The 17,881-nt window shown below is 39.7% G+C and carries 20 protein-coding genes and 1 other RNA gene; 12 read left to right on the top strand and 9 right to left on the bottom strand.

Annotated features, from left to right (window positions below; all coding sequences use genetic code 11):
• Positions 1-25 precede the first annotated feature (25 nt).
• Positions 26-631 (bottom strand): DUF3332 family protein, encoded by a 606-nt coding sequence (locus EHO65_RS04930; RefSeq protein ID WP_135773059.1) that lies wholly within the window; start codon positions 629-631, stop codon positions 26-28.
• 254 nt (positions 632-885) lie between these two features.
• Here EHO65_RS04930 and EHO65_RS04925 point away from each other — a divergent pair, with 254 nt between their 5' ends.
• The 4 genes from EHO65_RS04925 to EHO65_RS04910 all read left to right on the top strand — a co-directional run bounded on the left by EHO65_RS04925 (position 886) and on the right by EHO65_RS04910 (position 4,026).
• Positions 886-2,346: an MBOAT family O-acyltransferase gene (locus EHO65_RS04925; RefSeq protein ID WP_135773058.1), complete on the top strand. Its 1,461-nt coding sequence runs from the start codon at positions 886-888 to the stop codon at positions 2,344-2,346.
• Between the two features lie 55 nt (positions 2,347-2,401).
• Complete coding sequence (locus tag EHO65_RS04920; protein ID WP_135773057.1) at positions 2,402-2,755, top strand: PilZ domain-containing protein; 354 nt, start codon at positions 2,402-2,404, stop codon at positions 2,753-2,755.
• Between the two features lie 95 nt (positions 2,756-2,850).
• The gene (locus tag EHO65_RS04915; RefSeq protein ID WP_100722851.1) at positions 2,851-3,453 is read left to right on the top strand and encodes an RNA polymerase sigma factor; all 603 of its coding nucleotides are present in this window, start codon (positions 2,851-2,853) and stop codon (positions 3,451-3,453) included.
• A 6-nt stretch (positions 3,454-3,459) separates the two neighbouring features.
• Positions 3,460-4,026 carry an LIMLP_12425 family protein gene (locus EHO65_RS04910; RefSeq protein ID WP_135773056.1) on the top strand — a complete coding sequence of 189 codons (567 nt, stop codon included), beginning with the start codon at positions 3,460-3,462 and terminating at the stop codon, positions 4,024-4,026.
• Here EHO65_RS04910 and EHO65_RS04905 read toward each other — a convergent pair.
• From EHO65_RS04905 to EHO65_RS04890, 4 genes are all read right to left on the bottom strand, one after another.
• Complete coding sequence (locus EHO65_RS04905) at positions 4,019-4,954, bottom strand: tetratricopeptide repeat protein (RefSeq protein WP_135773055.1); 936 nt, start codon at positions 4,952-4,954, stop codon at positions 4,019-4,021. The genes EHO65_RS04910 and EHO65_RS04905 overlap by 8 nt on opposite strands.
• A complete protein-coding gene (gene hpf, locus EHO65_RS04900) occupies positions 4,954-5,241 on the bottom strand; it encodes a ribosome hibernation-promoting factor, HPF/YfiA family (RefSeq protein WP_020771476.1) in 288 nt (95 codons plus the stop codon). The genes EHO65_RS04905 and hpf overlap by 1 nt, the downstream gene beginning before the upstream one ends.
• 239 nt (positions 5,242-5,480) lie before the next feature.
• Positions 5,481-5,942: a tetratricopeptide repeat protein gene (locus EHO65_RS04895; RefSeq protein ID WP_135773054.1), complete on the bottom strand. Its 462-nt coding sequence runs from the start codon at positions 5,940-5,942 to the stop codon at positions 5,481-5,483.
• Positions 5,943-6,167: 225 nt separating this feature from the next.
• On the bottom strand, positions 6,168-6,875 hold the full coding sequence (locus EHO65_RS04890; protein WP_135773053.1) for a lysophospholipid acyltransferase family protein: 708 nt from the start codon (positions 6,873-6,875) through the stop codon (positions 6,168-6,170).
• 316 nt (positions 6,876-7,191) lie between these two features.
• On the opposite strand from EHO65_RS04890, the gene rnpB reads away from it, so the two are divergent.
• The 5 genes from rnpB (at position 7,192) to EHO65_RS04865 (ending at position 11,627) form a co-directional block, all read left to right on the top strand.
• Positions 7,192-7,582, top strand: an RNA gene (gene rnpB, locus EHO65_RS04885) — RNase P RNA component class A.
• 160 nt (positions 7,583-7,742) lie between these two features.
• Complete coding sequence (locus EHO65_RS04880; RefSeq protein WP_135773052.1) at positions 7,743-8,339, top strand: hypothetical protein; 597 nt, start codon at positions 7,743-7,745, stop codon at positions 8,337-8,339.
• A 79-nt stretch (positions 8,340-8,418) separates the two neighbouring features.
• Positions 8,419-8,841 (top strand): acyl-CoA thioesterase, encoded by a 423-nt coding sequence (locus EHO65_RS04875; RefSeq protein WP_135773051.1) that lies wholly within the window; start codon positions 8,419-8,421, stop codon positions 8,839-8,841.
• Between the two features lie 103 nt (positions 8,842-8,944).
• Entirely contained in the window at positions 8,945-10,129 is a 1,185-nt protein-coding gene (locus tag EHO65_RS04870; protein WP_244243442.1) for a PP2C family protein-serine/threonine phosphatase, read from the top strand.
• Between the two features lie 49 nt (positions 10,130-10,178).
• Entirely contained in the window at positions 10,179-11,627 is a 1,449-nt protein-coding gene (locus EHO65_RS04865) for a peptidase C69 family protein (protein ID WP_135773049.1), read from the top strand.
• Here the strand turns inward: EHO65_RS04865 and EHO65_RS04860 are convergent.
• Positions 11,587-12,297 (bottom strand): TerC family protein, encoded by a 711-nt coding sequence (locus EHO65_RS04860; RefSeq protein ID WP_135773048.1) that lies wholly within the window; start codon positions 12,295-12,297, stop codon positions 11,587-11,589. The two genes, EHO65_RS04865 and EHO65_RS04860, sit on opposite strands and share 41 nt — an antisense overlap.
• A gap of 76 nt (positions 12,298-12,373) precedes the next feature.
• Here EHO65_RS04860 and EHO65_RS04855 point away from each other — a divergent pair, with 76 nt between their 5' ends.
• On the top strand, positions 12,374-12,937 hold the full coding sequence (locus tag EHO65_RS04855; RefSeq protein ID WP_135773047.1) for a SelL-related redox protein: 564 nt from the start codon (positions 12,374-12,376) through the stop codon (positions 12,935-12,937).
• A 12-nt stretch (positions 12,938-12,949) separates the two neighbouring features.
• Here the strand turns inward: EHO65_RS04855 and EHO65_RS04850 are convergent, their stop codons facing one another.
• Positions 12,950-13,342, bottom strand: coding sequence for a hypothetical protein (locus EHO65_RS04850; protein WP_135773046.1), 393 nt, complete (start codon positions 13,340-13,342; stop codon positions 12,950-12,952).
• A gap of 237 nt (positions 13,343-13,579) precedes the next feature.
• Between EHO65_RS04850 and EHO65_RS04845 the strand changes: the two genes are divergently transcribed.
• Positions 13,580-14,353 (top strand): intradiol ring-cleavage dioxygenase, encoded by a 774-nt coding sequence (locus tag EHO65_RS04845; RefSeq protein WP_167482007.1) that lies wholly within the window; start codon positions 13,580-13,582, stop codon positions 14,351-14,353.
• A 104-nt stretch (positions 14,354-14,457) separates the two neighbouring features.
• Complete coding sequence (locus EHO65_RS04840) at positions 14,458-15,294, top strand: RNA polymerase subunit sigma-70 (RefSeq protein WP_135773044.1); 837 nt, start codon at positions 14,458-14,460, stop codon at positions 15,292-15,294.
• Positions 15,295-15,297: 3 nt separating this feature from the next.
• On the opposite strand, the gene EHO65_RS04835 is transcribed toward EHO65_RS04840, so the two are convergent.
• On the bottom strand, positions 15,298-16,308 hold the full coding sequence (locus EHO65_RS04835; RefSeq protein WP_135773043.1) for a patatin-like phospholipase family protein: 1,011 nt from the start codon (positions 16,306-16,308) through the stop codon (positions 15,298-15,300).
• A 372-nt stretch (positions 16,309-16,680) separates the two neighbouring features.
• Positions 16,681-17,514 carry a sterol desaturase family protein gene (locus EHO65_RS04830; RefSeq protein ID WP_135773042.1) on the bottom strand — a complete coding sequence of 278 codons (834 nt, stop codon included), beginning with the start codon at positions 17,512-17,514 and terminating at the stop codon, positions 16,681-16,683.
• Positions 17,515-17,881 lie beyond the last annotated feature (367 nt).

The raw sequence follows: 17,881 nt of genomic DNA, 5'->3' as shown, positions 1-17,881 counted from the left end.
GAGAGGACGGACCATTCTTTAGAGATTAGAGAGACTCGGAAGCTCTCAATTGAAGGTCTTGTAAATTTTGAGCTTCAACTACTTTAGAAGATTTTAATTTACCTTGTTCAGTCAGTTTTAAGATCACTTGGGATCCTACTGATTGAGAAGTAACTTCGATCTCGGAAAGTTGTCCTTCTCTTTCTACGAAAAATTTTCCAGGCTGAGAGCGGAATGCAGTCAGAGTTTCTGATTTTCCTTCTTTAGAAACAGCAGTCAGATCCAATCTGGAACCGAATTCGGTATAAACCAAAGTCAGTTTTTCTCCGTCTTGCTCGAAAGATTTCGCGTATCTTCCTTCTTTGTCATACTCGTTTAGTCCTACTGGATTGCTTCCAGACCAGAATTCGATCAAGTTGAAAAGAATAAAGTCGATAAATCCACCGATTGCCATTAAAAATCCGAAAGGAATATAGAATAGAACCGTTTTTACGATTTTTGCAAGAAGGCCACCGCCTACATTGATCCCGTCGTTAGCATTGTAGAAAACTCTAACAAGCGCGAATTTTCCGAAACAGTTCGCCAAGGAACCGAAGCTAACTCCTACCAGTACCAAGGTCAGGATGATTTTTTTTAAAACGTTTTTCACCATTGAAAACGGAACTCCTTTATATGAATGGAATGCGAAACTACGATTAAAGTATGGAAAAAATCTTGCAAGAGATTTACATTCTTCCTTCCTTTTTGTGAGGCAAAATCTTGACTGAAAAATTCCTGTCCTAAACCGATCAAATAAAGGAAAGAGAATCCCTTGACCTAGTTCCAGTCTCGATATTTCTGGACCGAAAGACGGATTAAATTATAAAGCCGTTCTTAGGGGCGATTGCCCTCTGACAGGGAACCTACGTGATCTTTCCCACACTTGAATTTTTTCTTTTTTTCTCCTTCGTATTCGTAACCCATTGGTATATTTTACCGGCGCTTATTCCGGAGCCGAAACTACGTAAATCACTCATTCATATATTCCTGCTCATCATGAGTTATATCTTTTATATGAGCTGGAACTGGAAATTCGGAGGATTGATCCTATTATCCACCGTAATCGATTTCTTTTTAGCGGATCTGATCTTCGAGTCCAAGGATCAAGTTTTACGCAAAAGGTTGATCGTAATCAGTTTAGTGCTGAACCTTGTATTCATTTTAGGTTTTTTTAAATATTACGGATTCTTAAGTGAGAACCTAAATGTGTTCCTGCATACTTTAGGTTTCCAAAGTTTATTCCCTATTCTTAAAATAGTTCTTCCTGTAGGGATCTCCTTTTATACATTCCAGAGTTTGAGTTATACGATAGATGTATATAGAGGCGCAATTCCTTCCGAAAAAAACTTCATTAGATTTGCACTATTCGTTTCCTTCTTCCCTCAATTGGTAGCAGGACCGATCGTTACTGCCAAAAGTTTTTTACCTCAATTACAAACAGAAAAGAAGATAGAAGATATCCCTTTCAGAAAAGCGATCCGCTATTTTTTAATGGGTTATTTTAAGAAGGTTGTATTATCGGATAATATTTCTCCCATCGCCGACCTGATCTTTAAAAATCCGGATGTATATTCTACGGAAGCACTTTGGTTAGGTGCATTCCTTTTCTGGGTACAGGTATATTGTGATTTCAGCGGTTATACTGATATGGCATATTCTGCTGCTCTTCTTCTCGGTTACGAGCTGCCTGAAAACTTTAGAATGCCTTATATTTCTCAATCGGTTACTGAACATTGGAGAAGATGGCATATCACTCTTTCCACTTGGCTCAGGGACTATGTGTATATTTCCTTGGGTGGAAATCGTGTAGGACTATTCCGTCATAGATTCAATGTCTGGTTCACGATGTTTGTGGGAGGAATTTGGCATGGAGCCAATTGGACCTTCCTTATCTGGGGTTCCATCCAAGGCGGATTTCTATTAATAGAATCTGTATTAAAAGAATGGAAAGCGAAATGGTTCCCAAACCTTACAATTTCAGATTCTTGGGATAAGGCACTAACCCCTATTAGAGTTTTATATGCGAGCGCTGTGGCGGTCACCTTCGGAGTCATATTCAGATCTGCAAATATAGAATCCGCTCTGAAAATGATACACGGAATGTATGTGTATCAAAGCGGAGAACTTAGACCTTATATGTTAAAGCAAGGTGTACCTGCAATACTCTGTGTGATCATTGGACATTATATTGGCTGGTTAATTTATGAAAAAGGAAAAGAGTTCAAGATCCCAGTCTGGTTGGAATTTTCTCTTTATCCATTGATTGCATTTTGTTTTGCGATCTTAAGTCCGGATGGAGAGATCCCTTTTATCTACTTCGACTTCTGAAAAAAGTAAAACGCTGGACACTTGTCGAATTCGTTTCTAATTTGAACCCTTATCGATGAGCGAGCCCGACCAAAAACCTAGGAGTCCCAGATTTTATCCCAGAGATTTCGACGAGTATATCGTGCAGGTGGATTCCGGACTTATCACATTAGAAGGAAAGTTAGGTAATATTTCCGAATCGGGCATTTGTATTTTAATGAGTGGGGAAGATCTTCCGGGCTCCATTCCTATCGAAGGTTCAGTTATAGAAAGAAGATCCGGCAAACGTTTGGAATTTTTAGGCGACGTAGTTTGGAAAATCCCGAAGCAGGTGGACTCCAAACAAAAGTTTTTATACGGGATACGTTTTAGAGATCCTCTAGAACTGACAGAGTCTTTAATACTCATCAATCTTTTCTTAGAAGGTTAAAATCCTAAAATCGCATACGTAAGCGCTCAATTCCTTACGTCATATTTTTATTGCAAAGGCCAGGGAAGAGCCTACCTATGTCGTAAAGGCTTCTAATGATCGAAACCGACAATCCTCAACGCAAACAAACCGTAAGAGAAAAAGAAATCCAACTTCTAAAACGGATCAAAGAAGGGGATGACAAGGCATACATAGAGCTTACCGGCCCTTATAGGGAAAGATTGTACAGAAAGGCTGTCTCCATGGTAAAAGATGGGGATGATGCAGAAGATATCGTCCAAGACGCACTCATCTCAGGATATCGCTCCATACGCAATTTTAGGGCAGAATCAGGGGTATATACCTGGCTGTACCGGATCGTGGTAAATAAATCCAAGGACCTCCTGGCTAAAAGAAAGAGGGCCAGGGAGAATTCCATGGACGATTCCGAGTTCCAGGTTACCGACGATCGTATTAGCTTTGAAAAAAAAGTAGAACTTTCCGACGAGAGTAACTATCTAATCAACAAAATCAACGAACTCGAGGATATATACAAAGAAGTCATCGAGCTCCGGTATTTCGAGGAAATGTCCTATTCACAAATAGCTGAGATTCTCGGAACGAATATCGGAACAGTCAAAAGCCGGCTCTTTAAGGCAAAGGAATTTTTGAAACATCTGATTATGAAAGATGGGAAGAGCGAAGGCTTTTTTAGGTAGTAAGGTATGGAAAAACAAACAAGTAAACAACAGGGAACAAAGTTCGGATTCTCTTCTATTTTTCAGAAAGAAGATCCGGATCATGTCAAATTGGAAAACTCTCTTGTTCGAGCAGTCTCTGAACTGCGAACGGAACAAATGAAGGATATCAACCTCTCCAAGGACTTCAATCTGAGATTAGAGAATCTACTCAAAGATGTCCGCTTCGACGAAGAAACCTCTTGGTCCAAGTTCTCCCGCAGTTTTGTCTGGAACCGTTCCTTCCAATACTCCCTCAGCGCAGCTCTCGCAATCTTAGTTCTCGCAGTTACAGTAGGTCGTTTTTCTTCTTCCAACGAAACAAGTTTGGCAGAAAGATCCGGAACTCTCACAGTAGGCGAAGACCGCGAATTCGTGGATCTTCCTTCTTCAGCAAGAGTAGATGTGGATTTGAATTCACGTCATCTACTTGAGATTTCCAAAAATCCCCAAGCTTCTAAGACCTTAGGTTCTTTGGAGCAATACTTTATAGAAAAAGGGGATTATAGAACGGCTCAGGAAATCCGCCACGTTCTGGAATCTACTTCTAAGTAACTTTTAACCTTTTATGATACAATCCTGGATCTAAAGAATCCAGGATACGTTTTGCTTCTTGAGCCACTTCTCCATAAAGGATCGAAGTTCTGGAATCGAGTAATGCACAACAGAGTTGGATCATTCTACATTTTACCTTAAATTCAGTTCCTCCCTTACGAAGTCCCAAAGAATCTCTAAGCCTGAACAATTCGGAACGATATGCTTCCAGTTCCTTATCGCTCATTTTGCGGATCTCTTTGAATACCCCTCTTTCAAGAAGAAGAACAGGCAATGCTTCTTTCAGTTCACCTTCTTCTTTAAATTCTTCTCTTAGGATTTGGATAGCGGAGAAGATAGGTTCTGAACGAACAGATTCCAGTCGAATAGCGCTCGGCTCTTTTAGAAAAGCTTCTCTGTAGAGCAAAAGTCCCTGCGATTGTTGCCCACTTAAATAAGTACATTCCGCTCTGAAAAATAATAATTCGGGAGAAAATCTTTCCAACCCGGAAGAATCTCTCAACACTTCGGATGCAAGATCCGTGTCTTCTGCAAGTAAAAGTCTATACGCAAGTTCTGCGATGAGCCCAGGTGAAAGTGATTGGATTCCTTCTTTTCGGAGAGCGATACGAACTTGGTCGGTGGTTTCTTGCAGAATAGAACTCATAGCTGAATGATAAGAGAGTTCTTTTGGAAATGATTTACTTTTATAAACTGAATCGAAGTCTTTCAGGAATTCTAATAGAAGTCCTGTTCTTTCTCTTCCTTCTTTTGTGAGATGGATCCGATCTATTCTATGATCCCAGAAAGAAGAAATATAAAACCCCGAGGCGAGCTCGGGGTTTTCAGGATCTTCTTCCAATAGGGAGTCGAATATGTTTCGAGAGAGTTCGAACTCTCCTTCGGATAAATGTTTTATCGCTTCTTCGTACTTCCTGTCTTGGTCCATCAATGAGCGGCTTTTTTATCGTGATGTTTACTTACTTGTTTTACGATCTTATCTTCTAAGCCGTCTATGCAGGAATAAATATCTTTGTCTTCGTGTTGTGCGTTAAATTTACTTCCGTCCGCGGCTAAATTTAAATTAGCGCTGATCAACCCGTGCACCTGTTCGAATGAAATTTCCATCGAAACTAACTTCTGTATATATTTAGAGACTCGTTCTAATTTTTTTCCGGCATAATCTTCTGCCGTTCCGGAATGATCTAAGTTTTTCCAATTAAAAACGATTTTCATGTAAAGCCTCCGCGGATTTTTATTTATGGCTTCTCAAAGTTTTATCATAGCACGAATGCGGATCAGAAAAAACTAAAGAAACGTATTTTTGGACGGGAAAGAAAGGGAGTCATCCCAACCCAGGAATTCCTGTAAGATTAGGATGGAAAAAATCAGAGTCAAATCAAAAAAAGCGCCCGCCCCGAAAGGGGCGGACCAGGGAAGTTAGAACTAGAGATGGGATGATTTCCGGCTGTTTCTTAGTCCTTGTTTAGAGTCAGGCTTGGCTGTTTCGCAAAAGCCAGGCTACATGCTTCCTGGTATTTTTTAAGACCTTCTTCCTCTGCGTGAAGAGCGGAATCAAGGTCACCAATCTTTTGGTATACATGGATAACTTCTTTAATGTTCTCTAAAGCTTGGCAGGATTTACCGAGACGAAATTCGGAGATTGATTTCAGATAAAGCACCAGGGCATATCCAGAACTTTCTTTATCACCGATTTTTGTTCTCACGGCCAAGGACTGATCGTAAAAAGCGATTGCACCTTCATAGTCCCTGGTTTTTTGTTTTAAGCTACCCAGGGCAGTAAGCTTATTTGCTAGCTGGACATCTGATTCCGGTGTGTAGTTCTTGAGCGAACTTTCGATCACGTTAGTTTCAGGTTCTGCATAAATTGCAGTGGAGATGCTTAAAATTAAGGCAATTTTAATTAATTTGTTCATCTTTTTATCTCCCAGCCGGGGCTTTGTCTAATATAGTGCAAGCGCCGTGCCAAGTTTCTGGGAAAAACTAGATTTTTTTCAAATTTCGACTCTGAAATTCCGATATAAGGAGGTTTGGGGGCCAGTTGGCACGCTGTTTGAAACATGCCCTCAGTTTAACGATTATGGCCTTTTTGGGGAATGGGCAGAAGTGTTAGGAGTTCCTTCCACCCTATTAGGAAGGTATTAAGAGATTGTTTCGAGAAGTTCTAAATCCCCATTTGGATCGTTTGTCTTTTTGCCCTGTTCGAATGGGTATTTGAGATTTGTCAGGCTTGCGATCTCATGCATACAATCGTGAAGGAAATCTTCATGGTCCATATCCGGCTCAAAGTGTCTGAGTTTTCCAGCTCGGACTATGAAGCTGGTCCTACGCAAGAATCCTCTGGGCTTATATTCTAATCCCAAGCAAAGAACTGCTAGTGGTTCTTCTGGTTTTCCTACAATAAATCTGAATCCGCCCGGGCGGCCTTTTCCCATTTTATAAGGGATGGTGGTTTGTTCCGGGAAGATCACGAGCATATTGCCTTCGTTGAGTACTTTTTTAGCAAATAGAAGATCGTTCTTACTTTTTCTTGGTTCTTTTCTATTGAGAGGAATCCCTCCGCATTTTAGAAAATAGTCCATGAATATAGGAGCAGCGAGGGAATCTTTCATAATCGCCCATATATCCATTCTTCTATGATATAATGCCTTGGAAAGTCCCAGAGGAATATCATCATTCCTTTGGTGTTTGGAGAGTACCAGAACCTTTCCAGTTTGAGGTACATTCTCTAATCCATAAACTTCTGTTTTATAAAATAAGGATCCATAGAGTCTTCCGAACCAGCGTAATGCTTTTCTCGCTAATTCAGAACTTCCAGGATGAGGTTTTTGTATATTCTTGGATGACATTGTTTTATTAGAGATCGGACCCTTGAAAATGTTGCAAGATAAGGGGAGTATTTCTTTACATTTTAGCGACATTATTAGCTGCATTTTCACACAGAGACGCAAAGGCGCGGAGAATTATTATGGTAAGCTTTCTTTGTGGCTCCGTGTCTCTGTGTGAAAAACCTCGCGACAGGGATCAAAGCAGAAATCCGGCGACGCGACATGAAATGGTGCGGCGCTGATTGGAGCGTAGAGCCCGGTCCGAGCGAAGCGAAGGAGTCGCCCAAGCCTAAAAAACGAATAGCATTTCTTTAGATTTTTTCTAAACTCGCTTTGGAAGGTCTGCCGGATGGTCGCGCTTTCTTTTCTGATCGAGTGGATTTTCCCTCATTCGGAGAGTTTGTGAGGAAAGTCCGGACACCATAGAACCGCGGGACCGGGTAATTCCCGGAGTTCGGGATCGTAAGAAACCGGATATGGAAAGTGCAGCAGAAAATATACCGCTAGTTTTCTAGTAAGGGTGAAATGGCGGGGTAAGAGCCCACCGCCGCTTTTGTAAAAAAGCGGGCAATGTAAACCCTCCCGGGTGCAATCTCGAATAGGCGGCCATCGTTGGTTCTGCAGGGCCGTGGGTAGAGAGCAAAGAGTCTTTTCGGTAACTGAAAGACCAAGATAAATGATCATCGCTCGTAAGAGTACAAAATCCGGCTTACAGGCGGACCTTCCAAAAAGTTTTTTGTAGATTAAATAAAGATTTGTCCGGCTGCAGGAAGCGAAGCGACTATAGTCAGGCCTTCCACTTGGCATTATGTAAAAAACAAAGGAATTGGCCTGGCTTCAGGAGCGTAAGCGACTATAGGCAACCTTCCATTGCAATCGTCTTAGATCATGAATATTATAAATATAGAATGGTTCACAAAAGAAGCGGCCCTGGTTTTGATACTTGGGTCCGTGTTCGCATTTTCCCTTACATATACGTTCGAATATTTGATTAAACATACAGATAAGCTTCAGCTTCGAAAGAATACAAAACGTTATTTGAGGCTGCCCATATTTTATAGATTGGCTGGTTTCTTTTTAATCTCCTTAGTTCCAATCGTCCTTTTAGGAGATACATATTTTACTTTTCAGAAGAATGGGATCTTCAGTTTTCCGGACCCAATTGTATGCTCGGTTTCTTTTCTACTGTTTTTGGCTGGAATTTTACTCATATTCTATTGTAAGAATTATAGAATCGTATTAGAACAAAATGCACTTTTGTCTGAAGGAGTTTTTCGAAAGCATAAAAGGATCCTTTGGAAAGAAGTGGAGTCCATTCGATTTGAAAAGTCTGCTTTTTTTATTTCTGATGGTAAGAATCAGATTGAAGTGGTGACTCTTTTATCCGGGTTTGAAGTGTTTCTTTCTAGTTTAGAAGAATCTGCTACACCCGATCTATACGAAGAAGCATTTCAAAAATATAAACAGTTTTTGAAAAAGTCCTGATTACAAACCATTTCATAAATCAATTTTTCGTTTAAATTCTTTCCTTTCCAGAATTTCTCCTATCGATTTTTCTAGCTCTATGTCTAAACCGGAAAGATACCCGTACAGTGTTCAACAAAAAGTGGCTTGGGGAGATATGGATGCCTTTGGTCATGTAAATAATGTGGTCTATGCAAGATATTTCGAAACTGCAAGGGCCTCTTATTTTGATGATATGGGCCTTTGGGAATCTCCTCAAAAACCTATGGAAGGAGGACCTGTCCTTACTCATATTGAAATGGATTATAGAAAGCAGGTTCGTTTTCCGGAAACGATTGATATTTCCGTAAAATTGGAATCCGTTAAGAACAGATCTTTTTCAATCGTTTGTTCCATGTGGAATCAGGCAGGGGAATGCGTGTTGACTGGAAAAGCGGAACTGTTATGGTTTAATTTTTCTACAGGTAAGCCGGTAGCGATCCCAGATGTCTACAAGGAACAATTCTTCCAACAAAACAAATGAAACGCCGGCAATCACAAGCGTAAAAGAATTTTTATCAGAGGAATCTCTTTCGCGATTTCGTTTCGCGATGTCCCTTTTTCTTTTTTTCGCGGGATTCGGTTTATTGTTAGGCGATCCTTCTTCGGAAGGCCTCTCTGATCCAAGATGGATGAGGATCTCTCATGTGACTCTCATCTGTATCTCTTTATTCTTAAGTTTTAAATTCGAAAAATTCAAAAAATACTCTGAATCTGTTTTGCTCTTTCATTTCGCAGTGATGAGTATCCATTCATTTTATCTTTTATACGTAAATGGTTTATATTTGGGCTATTTATTCGGATTGATACTCGTTGTATTCAGTACCGGAGTTTCTATTAATAATCGTAGGGTGTTGATTGCGATCCTTCTTCTTTTCATAGCGGTTGCGTTCTTTGTCGGGATACATGTAAAAAACCCTAAGATAGATGTAGGGATGTATTATTTTGGTCTCATCTCTTCCGGGGTTTTGTCAGTTCTTGTGATCGGCTTTAGAATGAGAACATTCGAAACCTTATTGGAAGCGGATGTGCAGATGGAAAAATTCCAGATCAATATAGAGGAAGAATTGGCTATCGCTCAGAAAACTCAAAAAGGTCTTGTGGATCTTGAATTTCCGGAAGCTGGGAATTTTAGGATCTATTCTTATTTTAAACCTTTAGAAAGTGTGGGTGGGGACCTGATCAAAACGAATCTGGGTAAGGAAGGGGAGCTTGACTTCTTCTTTGCAGACGCTGCAGGTCATGGGGTTTCCGCAGCAATGGTTTCTGCGATGGCAGTAATGGCTTTTAAGACGATTGCTCCTGTTGCGGAAAGTCCTTCTAAAGGTTTAACCCTGATCCATGAATCTTTGATGAGTATGATAGGTGGATTTTTTATCACTGCAGTTTATATGAGATTGGACTCGGAGAAAAAAAGTCTGACCTATTCTTATGCAGGACATCATCCTGCGGTTATCATAAAGGCGGACGGTTCTGTACAGGAATTAACTGGAAAAGGAACAGTACTACTTGCACTTCCTAAATTATTCAATCGAGATTATGAAATTATATTAGAACCGGGAGATAGAGTTTTATTATTCTCGGATGGAATGTTCGAGTTTTATGTAGAAGAAAAAGAATTTTTCGGCAACGAAGCATTCATAGATCTGGTCCGAGACTATACATCTCTTTCCGGCAGGGTATTTTTGGATTCTTTGGGAGAAGCCGTTCTAGGACTACATTCTTCTCCGCCTAAAGATGATATGACCATGCTATATTTGGAAGTTCTCTAAACTAAAAAACATCTTGCTCTTCTTTTGAGAAGAGTTAGTATCACTGCCCATGTGTGATACTTTCGTAGCAACTCCGGATTCCACTTCTTCCGGAAAAATGATCTTCGGAAAAAATTCAGACAGAGAGCCGAATGAACCTCAATGTCTGGTGCGATATCCTGAAAGAATATCCAAGGAAAGTCAGCAAAGACTTACCTTCATCGATGTTCCTAATTCTAAAAAATCAAGGGAAGTTTTGATCTCTCGTCCTCTTCATATGTGGGGAGCGGAGATGGGAGCAAATTCAAAAGGTGTTGTGATCGGGAACGAGGCAGTATTCACAAAACTTAAGATCGAGAAAAAGAATGATGGTCTTACCGGAATGGATCTATTACGCCTCGGATTAGAACGTTCCGATACTGCTGCGGAAGCAAGAGATCTGATCATAGAATATTTGGAAAGATTTGGCCAGGATGCATGCGGAGGTTATTCAAATCGGAACTTCTTCTATCATAATAGTTTTATAATCGCTGATCCTAAAGAAGCTTATGTTCTGGAAACTGCAGACAGGTATTGGGCTTGGAAGAAGATCAAAGGTTTTTATGCAATCTCGAATGGTCTCACTCTAGGATCCGATTATGATGGACTTCATTCTCACGCGATCGATTTTGCAAGAGCAAAAGGTTGGTTAAAGAAGGGAGAGAACTTCTCCTTTAAAGAAGCATTCTCGGATTCTCTATTTACTAGTTTCAGTAAATGTAAAGTTCGAAGAGAGATCGTTGCAGGAGGCGGAAAATTTTTCGGTTCTAAGTTGGGTATTGCTGAAGCAATGCAGATACTAAGGTTAGAAGGTAAGGAAAAGGGAAGTGTTCCTCTTTCTATCAGCCAGGGAGGTTTTCCTTCTAAAAGTATAGGATATTCTCCTAGTCAATCCGGCATGGGTTCGGTTTGTCTTCATGCAGGGGGTCCTTTTTCTCCCAACCAAACCACTTCTTCTTTTGTTGCAGAACTAGATTCGAATCCTTCTTACTCACAGTTTTGGGCGACAGGTTGTTCGATTCCTTCTTTGTCGGTTTTTATACCATTTTCTATTCCTGGAAAAACATTTTTGGAAGGAGATATTGTTCAACCTGGAGCAAGCCCCGATTCTTCTCTTTGGTGGAATCACGAAATTTTGTACAGGCTTTGTTTGAAAAATTATGATAAGGCGGTTTCTGTCTTTAGCGCAGAACTAAAGGAGAAGCAGGAAAAGTATATTCAAAAAGTAGAATATACACTCGGCTTAAGCAGGAATTTCTCTTTGGATCCCATCACTAAAGAAGCTTTGGAAGAAGTGGGCAAACTTTACAAAAAATGGAGAAACCAAGTCTTAGAACTTGCAGTGAATGGAAATATTCTTCCGAATATCTGGTCTTCTCCACTTTATAATCTGAGTTGGGCTATCTGGAATCGAAAAGTTAGGATCAATTCCAGGGTTCTTAAGGGGATTGATTTGCCTTACGAACCCGCATATTTATGAATTCCACCAAAAGTGAGAACGCCATAGAGAAATAAATATAACCCTTTGGAATATGGAAATGTAAACCGTCTGCCAATAACATCACTCCTATCATGATCAAAAAGGAAAGAGCCAAAATTTTCATGGTAGGATGTTCGTTGATAAAATCGCTTACCTTTCCGGAGAAGATCAGCATGATCACGAGTGAGATGATTACTGCGAATACCATTACCATCAGATTTCCGGAAAGTCCCACTGCAGTGATGATGGAATCTACGGAAAATATAATGTCCAGAATGATAATTTGTACGATCACATTTAAAAAAGAAGGAGCAGATCCTGTGTCTAGATCGGTTTCACCTTCTTCCATTTTATGATGGATCTCACTTGTACTTTTTGCAATTAGGAAAAGTCCTCCGCCGAGCATGATCAGATCTCTTCCAGTTACCGTAAAATTTCCAACTTGGAAAAGTCCGTTTGTGAGACTGGCAAGCCAACTTACAGTGAATAATAATCCGATCCTAAAACCTAAGGCTGCTAAAAGCCCGATAGTACGGCCGCTGGCCTGTTGCTCTTTAGGAAGTTTACCTACTACTATGGAAAGAAAAACAATATTATCGATCCCTAGAACGATTTCCATTGCTGTTAGGGTCAGAAGAGAGATGATAACGTCTACAAGATGCAAATCCATTGTAGAAAGAAATTCGTCTAAGGACTAGAAAAGCAATCGATTTCCTTTACGGTATCGTAGAAGATTTGAAAGAGAGATGAAATTCCTACCGAAAGAAATTTTGGAATCCCAGGTCGAAGGGAGAAATTTAACAGGCCCAAGCTTCGGGGACAATCTTCCTCAAAAACCTAGTTTGGTCGTTTTTTTACGGCATCTTGGTTGTATATTTTGCAGAGAAACTGTGGAAGACCTTCGCATTTTCAGCTCCGAAATGGCAGCGTTTCCCCCTATTTTATTTGTGTATCCGGACTCAGTGAGAGAAGGAGAAGAATTTTTTTCCAGATTTTGGCCGGAAGCGAAAGCAATCTCAAATCCAAATGCTTCCTTTTACGAATCTATTCAGGTGCAGGAAGGCAATTTAATAGAATTAGCAGGTCCGGAAGTTTGGGTAAGCGCGGTACGTGCTCTTGCAAAAGGAAATTTTTACGGCGTCCAGGGTAGGCATCTACTTAGAATGCCCGGAGTGTTTTTAGTTTTGAAAGATAGGATCCTCTGGACCCATTCTTATCGTCATATTGGGGATGAACCGGATTGGAGCAAAATCCCTGGATGTACTCCTTTACCTACGGATGAATACGATCCAGGAATTTTACCTGCCTAGTTTTCGCAAACTTTACATTCTATTTCCGGGTGGAGGAGGTGGAAGCGCCGCTTTACATGCTGCGGATAGTTTACTTTCGTTTTCTCTCATACATTTCATATGAGCAGGTCCTCGGTCTACGTTCTTACAATATTTTTCATCATCTGAAGCACATGCTGATCTGAATTTTTCGAAACGAGATAACATTTCGTTAATATGATTTTTGCAAGTCTCTGATAGTTTGGACATGTATTCTTTTAAACAACGATCTGTTTCATGTCCTGGTCTAGAATCCTTACAATACGTTTGTCTTTCCGTTTTACATGGATCTTCTCCTTGCGGTCCTCCATGCCCACCGCTTGGTTGTGCGAATGCTGTTCCGGTTAAGGTAAATGCTAATGCAGAATATAAAATTAGTTTTTTCATAATGTTTGTCTCTTGCAGGAATTTGTTTTCTATTCCGACCTAATAGAATTCGATTTAGTTTCATTTTGGATTTTTCATCCTTAAGGGACATTATTATCCGAAGAATATGTTTTTTATTTTGTGAAAAACTTTCTTCCATCTTTTCTCGGGAACTTTCTTCCATGATCGGGTTTAACTAGATGCAAAAAATATCTAGATCATTCTCTCATTCGAATTGGGGAGAATATGGAGTTTGTATTGAAAAGAAAAGATTTTCTGAAAAGTATATTCGTATCTGGCGCCGTTTTTACGGGACTTACAAGTTCCTGTAATTCTCAAAAGGATAATTCCACAGCTAATCTGGGACTATTGCAAGGAATTCTGGATTCTTCTTCCTGCAATGTGGCAGATGTTTCCAGCTCTTCCGTATGTGCATTGATCCCAAGAGAAACGGAAGGTCCTTATCCTTTGGATCTGAGTTCTAATTCTTCTTATTTCCGCCAAGATATTACGGAAGGAAAAACTGGAATTCCTTTGAGTCTTGTATTAACGATCCAAAATATAAACGATAATTGTAATCCTATCTCGAACGCAAGAGTGGATGTTTGGCATTGTGATAAGGACGGCTACTATTCGGGATATAATGAATCCGGATACTTGGGTACCAAAAACTACGTTGGGGAAACATTCTGCAGAGGAATTCAGCTCACTGATAGTTCAGGGATCGTAAATTTTACAACGATCTATCCAGGTTGGTATTCGGGAAGAGTAACCCATATCCATTTTCAAGTCTATCTGAATAATGGGCTCGTTGCAACTTCTCAGATCGCTTTCCCGGAAGATATTACAAAAACCGTATATACTACTTCTTTCTATTCGGCCCATGGTCAAAACACTTCCGTTCCAGGAAATTGTTATGATAATATATTTAATAACTCTATCTCGGATCTAAGTTTGGAATTGTGCACAATTACCGAGGATATTTCTACCGGAGGATATATCGCGAACCTTACGGTAGGCATCGCCAATTAAAAAAATCTAAAAAAGTTCGTCTTAGTTGCTGATTTAGGACTTAAGACGAACGGTTCCATTTTTATATTTATAGAAGATCGGATCTTCTATTTCGAAATCCGATCATGGAAAAAATATCCGAAAAAGACAAAAGACTTATCTCTTCCGTCGAATTTTATTTTAGAGAAGGAAATCCCGAAAATTTCCTAAAAGAAGCGTGGATCTGGGCTTGGGCACTCGCCAGAGGAAAATATCGTTTGGATGAAGATTCCTGTTCCGAGATCGTCCTAAAACTGGTTTTGGACGCAGAGGAAGTATTACATCTATTCAAGGAAAGAGGATATTCCAATTTTCCTGCATTTTTCACAACATATACTAAAAATCTAATATTGAACCAGAGAAGAAAAGAGATCCGACTTCATAGAAGTGAAATTGTATCCGATGGGTTCGAAAGATTTTATGATCCAAGATCCGAATTCACAAAAGAGATATTAAGCCAGACTCAGGAAACTACACGTTTAGTCAGAAATATTCTTTCTGAAATGGATCCGGTTGCTTCTCTTATCTTAAAATTAAAACATAGGATCCCTTTGAGTTTAAAAGAATCCAGATTATTCTATTCTAAACTCAAAAAGAAAAGACTAAAGCTCAGGGATTATTTTGCAAAAGATATAGACGAGGAAAGAAAATCCTGGCTTAGGAAAAAAGAATTAAACGAAAAACTTTCCAGACTCTACCAAAACATGCAAATCCATCATTTTGAAAATTCAGAAAGATGGAAAATTTCGAGAAAACAAATACGTGAAATATGCGGATCTGTAACGGAAGAAAAAAGTTTCAAAAAGATAGGATGGTATTTGGGGCTCAGCGAACATTCCGTTCGAAAAGCGTATTACTTTGCAATTTCCGAATTAAGAAGAAAGGAGGATCTAAAGAAGATCAGATTTTCAGAAGCCGCTTAAAGATCAGCTTTGACCGTCTTCTGGCCGGATCGTTGGAATAAAAAGTTTTCTCAAAAGTTTGGATTTGTTTTTGAGTCCTGAAATTTCAGCGATCATGTTCGCGACCAATCTTTGTCCCGCTTCCATACCTTTGCTAACTGAACGATTTAAAAGTTTGGAACTTGTGGTGACCATGCTCAATTCGGATTCTTCCGGAGAGATCACTCTGATCTTCACTCCTTTGGGTGGAGAATGGATGATCCGAACCGCACGATTGTACATAGTATGATGCACTTTGGTGATCATATGAGAAAGTTTTTTATTAGAAGGATAAGAAAGCCAACCTTGGAAACCGGGGATCGGATCGGAAAATTCATCCTCGGGACTATTTAGTACGACCGTAATATCCTTATAACCTGCTTGGATAACAGACTCCACAGGGATCGGATCGGAAATTCCTCCGTCTCCATAATATTGCCCGCCTAATTTCCATTTTCCTCGGGTAGCGATAGGCAAAGAAGTTGCTGCCTTTAACAAATTCAAAACATTAGAAGCAGTGGCCTTCACATATTCTGCTCTTGCTTTTGCAAGATTCGTAACCACCACATAAAAAGGAGAAGTTTCCTTCTTCTCCAAATATTCGGAAGGAAGTCTGTACTTTGTCCCGAATAAATAATCTATTAAGTATTCTTGGTCTAAAAAAGTTTTTCCCCGGAAAGGATTTAGGAATGAGATCAATTGGCTGCCGGTAAGTTCTTTTCTCCAAATATCCAGGATCTTCAAACCATGTGCATGGTCTGTTTCGTAACCTGTGGTGTAATATGCTGCTGCACAGGAACCGGAAGAAACTCCCAAAATTAGATCGAAGTATGTAGAAGGTACAGCCTGGTTGATCGCATACAATGCTCCGCCTGCAAAGGAACCTTTCATTCCTCCGCCAGCAACTACCAATGCCCTCGCTCCTTTTTTTGCCTTGGGCAGACCGAGGATCATTCCGGACTGTTCCGATTCTCCTGGAGAAAAATACGAACTCATCTAAAGATAAAATTTTACACCCGTCTCCATTTGCAAGAAACTTGAAATTCCGAATTTTAAATTCGATTTCCTTTTTCTTTTAAAATCGAAACTTTTTTGCAACTTTCAAAAGGGTTAGGGCGGCTTCTCGCTTCGCTCGAACCGTGCTGCTTCGACTTCGCGCAGCCGCGCTCATCCCGGCCAAGCCGGGACTAAAGGTCTGCGCATCACTGCCGCAGTTTAGTAAACTTGAATTTCTCTGTGTTCTTCGTGACCTCTGTGCGAAACCCAAAAAATTCGCACGGAGCACACAGAGATCACAAAGGGACAAAAGATAGAATCTTAAGAAAGAAAAGACCTTCTTTTCTTTGCGCCTTTGCGTGATAAAAAGATTTAACGGAAAGGCTCCGTAAGTTGTCCCAAATAATCTTTCGGAAAACTAGTTTCTCTTTCTAATCCGACTTCTGCACCTTTTGTGAAACCTTCTCCACCTAAAGAACTTCCAAACAAACTATCCCAAAAAGAAAATACGGCGCCGTAATTCACCTGAGTTTCTCTGTATTTTTTCCTATGATGCCAACGGTGAAGTTCTGCAACAGAGAAGATAGATTTCAAAAATCCAGCACTATAGTTTATATTCCCGTGCTGGAACATTAGATGAAAACTTAAAATACTCAACCATCCCAAAACCACTTCTGAAGAAGCTCCTAAAAGAAACACTAATAGGACTCCAGGAGTTCCTTCCAGCATTGCATGGATAGGATGTCTTTTTTCTCCATTTAACCAATACAGTCTTTCCGAACTATGATGAACTGAATGAAGTCTCCATAAAAAAGGAATAGAATGACTAAGTCTATGGATCCAATACATTCCTAGATCAATGAATATCCCTGCAATAATCACCTGCAAAAAATAGGGAAGTTTACTTGGCCAAATAGAAGGAATTGAAATTTTGAAGTTAAGGATTTCTATAATCTTATAAGTTAAGAATATCAGAAGGAAATTCACAAGATTATGAATTATATCTGCAGAAAGATCTCCTAGATTTCGATTCCAATCCGGCTCATAAGGCAACTTTTTCTCTAAATAGAAAACGAAAGATGCTAATAGTACAAAACAAATGAAGCTGGAGTATAATGGCTCCATGCCTAAATGTACAAATAAAAAATAGGAACAGGATGTTCCTAAAAAAAATATCGGATAGATAAGAAATCGAATCAAACTCATACACTTCTTCCAAAATAATATATATTAAGTGTAGAAAGAAAATAAAGATCCGTATTGAATGAATGGGCTATTCTTCTCTTCTTATTATAAAAAATAAAATGACTGAGATTGTTTAAAAGGCTCTTGTAAAACCTTTTAGGTTTTGGTCTTGAAATAAATTATTAATCCTTAAAGCAAAATTGCATCGGATCTTTAAGTGAAATCATGAATCCTTTTCTGGAATTTCTTTTGAAAAACTTCGAAAAATTCTTTTGTTTTCTTCCAATTTTCTCCGGAAATAGTTCTCAATTTTTACAAAAGTGATTTGACCGGTTGGGCGACGTAATTAATATGGTCTTTACGCCTGAAGGATATCGCCCGGGAGGGA

This window comes from Leptospira andrefontaineae (genome assembly GCF_004770105.1).
Taxonomy (GTDB): Bacteria; Spirochaetota; Leptospiria; order Leptospirales; family Leptospiraceae; genus Leptospira_B; species Leptospira_B andrefontaineae.
Note: the sequence above shows the minus strand (reverse complement) of the source record. Positions and strands in the feature narration are given on the sequence as shown.

Bases quoted from the DNA above. Each gene is read 5' to 3' on its own strand.
- EHO65_RS04930 (WP_135773059.1), bottom strand. From the start codon at position 631: ATGGTGAAAAACGTTTTAAAAAAAATCATCCTGACCTTGGTACTGGTA.
- EHO65_RS04920 (WP_135773057.1), top strand. From the start codon at position 2,402: ATGAGCGAGCCCGACCAAAAACCTAGGAGTCCCAGATTTTATCCCAGA.
- EHO65_RS04915 (WP_100722851.1), top strand. From the start codon at position 2,851: ATGATCGAAACCGACAATCCTCAACGCAAACAAACCGTAAGAGAAAAA.
- EHO65_RS04910 (WP_135773056.1), top strand. From the start codon at position 3,460: ATGGAAAAACAAACAAGTAAACAACAGGGAACAAAGTTCGGATTCTCT.
- EHO65_RS04905 (WP_135773055.1), bottom strand. From the start codon at position 4,954: ATGGACCAAGACAGGAAGTACGAAGAAGCGATAAAACATTTATCCGAA.
- hpf (WP_020771476.1), bottom strand. From the start codon at position 5,241: ATGAAAATCGTTTTTAATTGGAAAAACTTAGATCATTCCGGAACGGCA.
- EHO65_RS04895 (WP_135773054.1), bottom strand. From the start codon at position 5,942: ATGAACAAATTAATTAAAATTGCCTTAATTTTAAGCATCTCCACTGCA.
- EHO65_RS04890 (WP_135773053.1), bottom strand. From the start codon at position 6,875: ATGTCATCCAAGAATATACAAAAACCTCATCCTGGAAGTTCTGAATTA.
- EHO65_RS04880 (WP_135773052.1), top strand. From the start codon at position 7,743: ATGAATATTATAAATATAGAATGGTTCACAAAAGAAGCGGCCCTGGTT.
- EHO65_RS04875 (WP_135773051.1), top strand. From the start codon at position 8,419: ATGTCTAAACCGGAAAGATACCCGTACAGTGTTCAACAAAAAGTGGCT.
- EHO65_RS04865 (WP_135773049.1), top strand. From the start codon at position 10,179: ATGTGTGATACTTTCGTAGCAACTCCGGATTCCACTTCTTCCGGAAAA.
- EHO65_RS04860 (WP_135773048.1), bottom strand. From the start codon at position 12,297: ATGGATTTGCATCTTGTAGACGTTATCATCTCTCTTCTGACCCTAACA.
- EHO65_RS04855 (WP_135773047.1), top strand. From the start codon at position 12,374: ATGAAATTCCTACCGAAAGAAATTTTGGAATCCCAGGTCGAAGGGAGA.
- EHO65_RS04850 (WP_135773046.1), bottom strand. From the start codon at position 13,342: ATGAAAAAACTAATTTTATATTCTGCATTAGCATTTACCTTAACCGGA.
- EHO65_RS04840 (WP_135773044.1), top strand. From the start codon at position 14,458: ATGGAAAAAATATCCGAAAAAGACAAAAGACTTATCTCTTCCGTCGAA.
- EHO65_RS04835 (WP_135773043.1), bottom strand. From the start codon at position 16,308: ATGAGTTCGTATTTTTCTCCAGGAGAATCGGAACAGTCCGGAATGATC.
- EHO65_RS04830 (WP_135773042.1), bottom strand. From the start codon at position 17,514: ATGAGTTTGATTCGATTTCTTATCTATCCGATATTTTTTTTAGGAACA.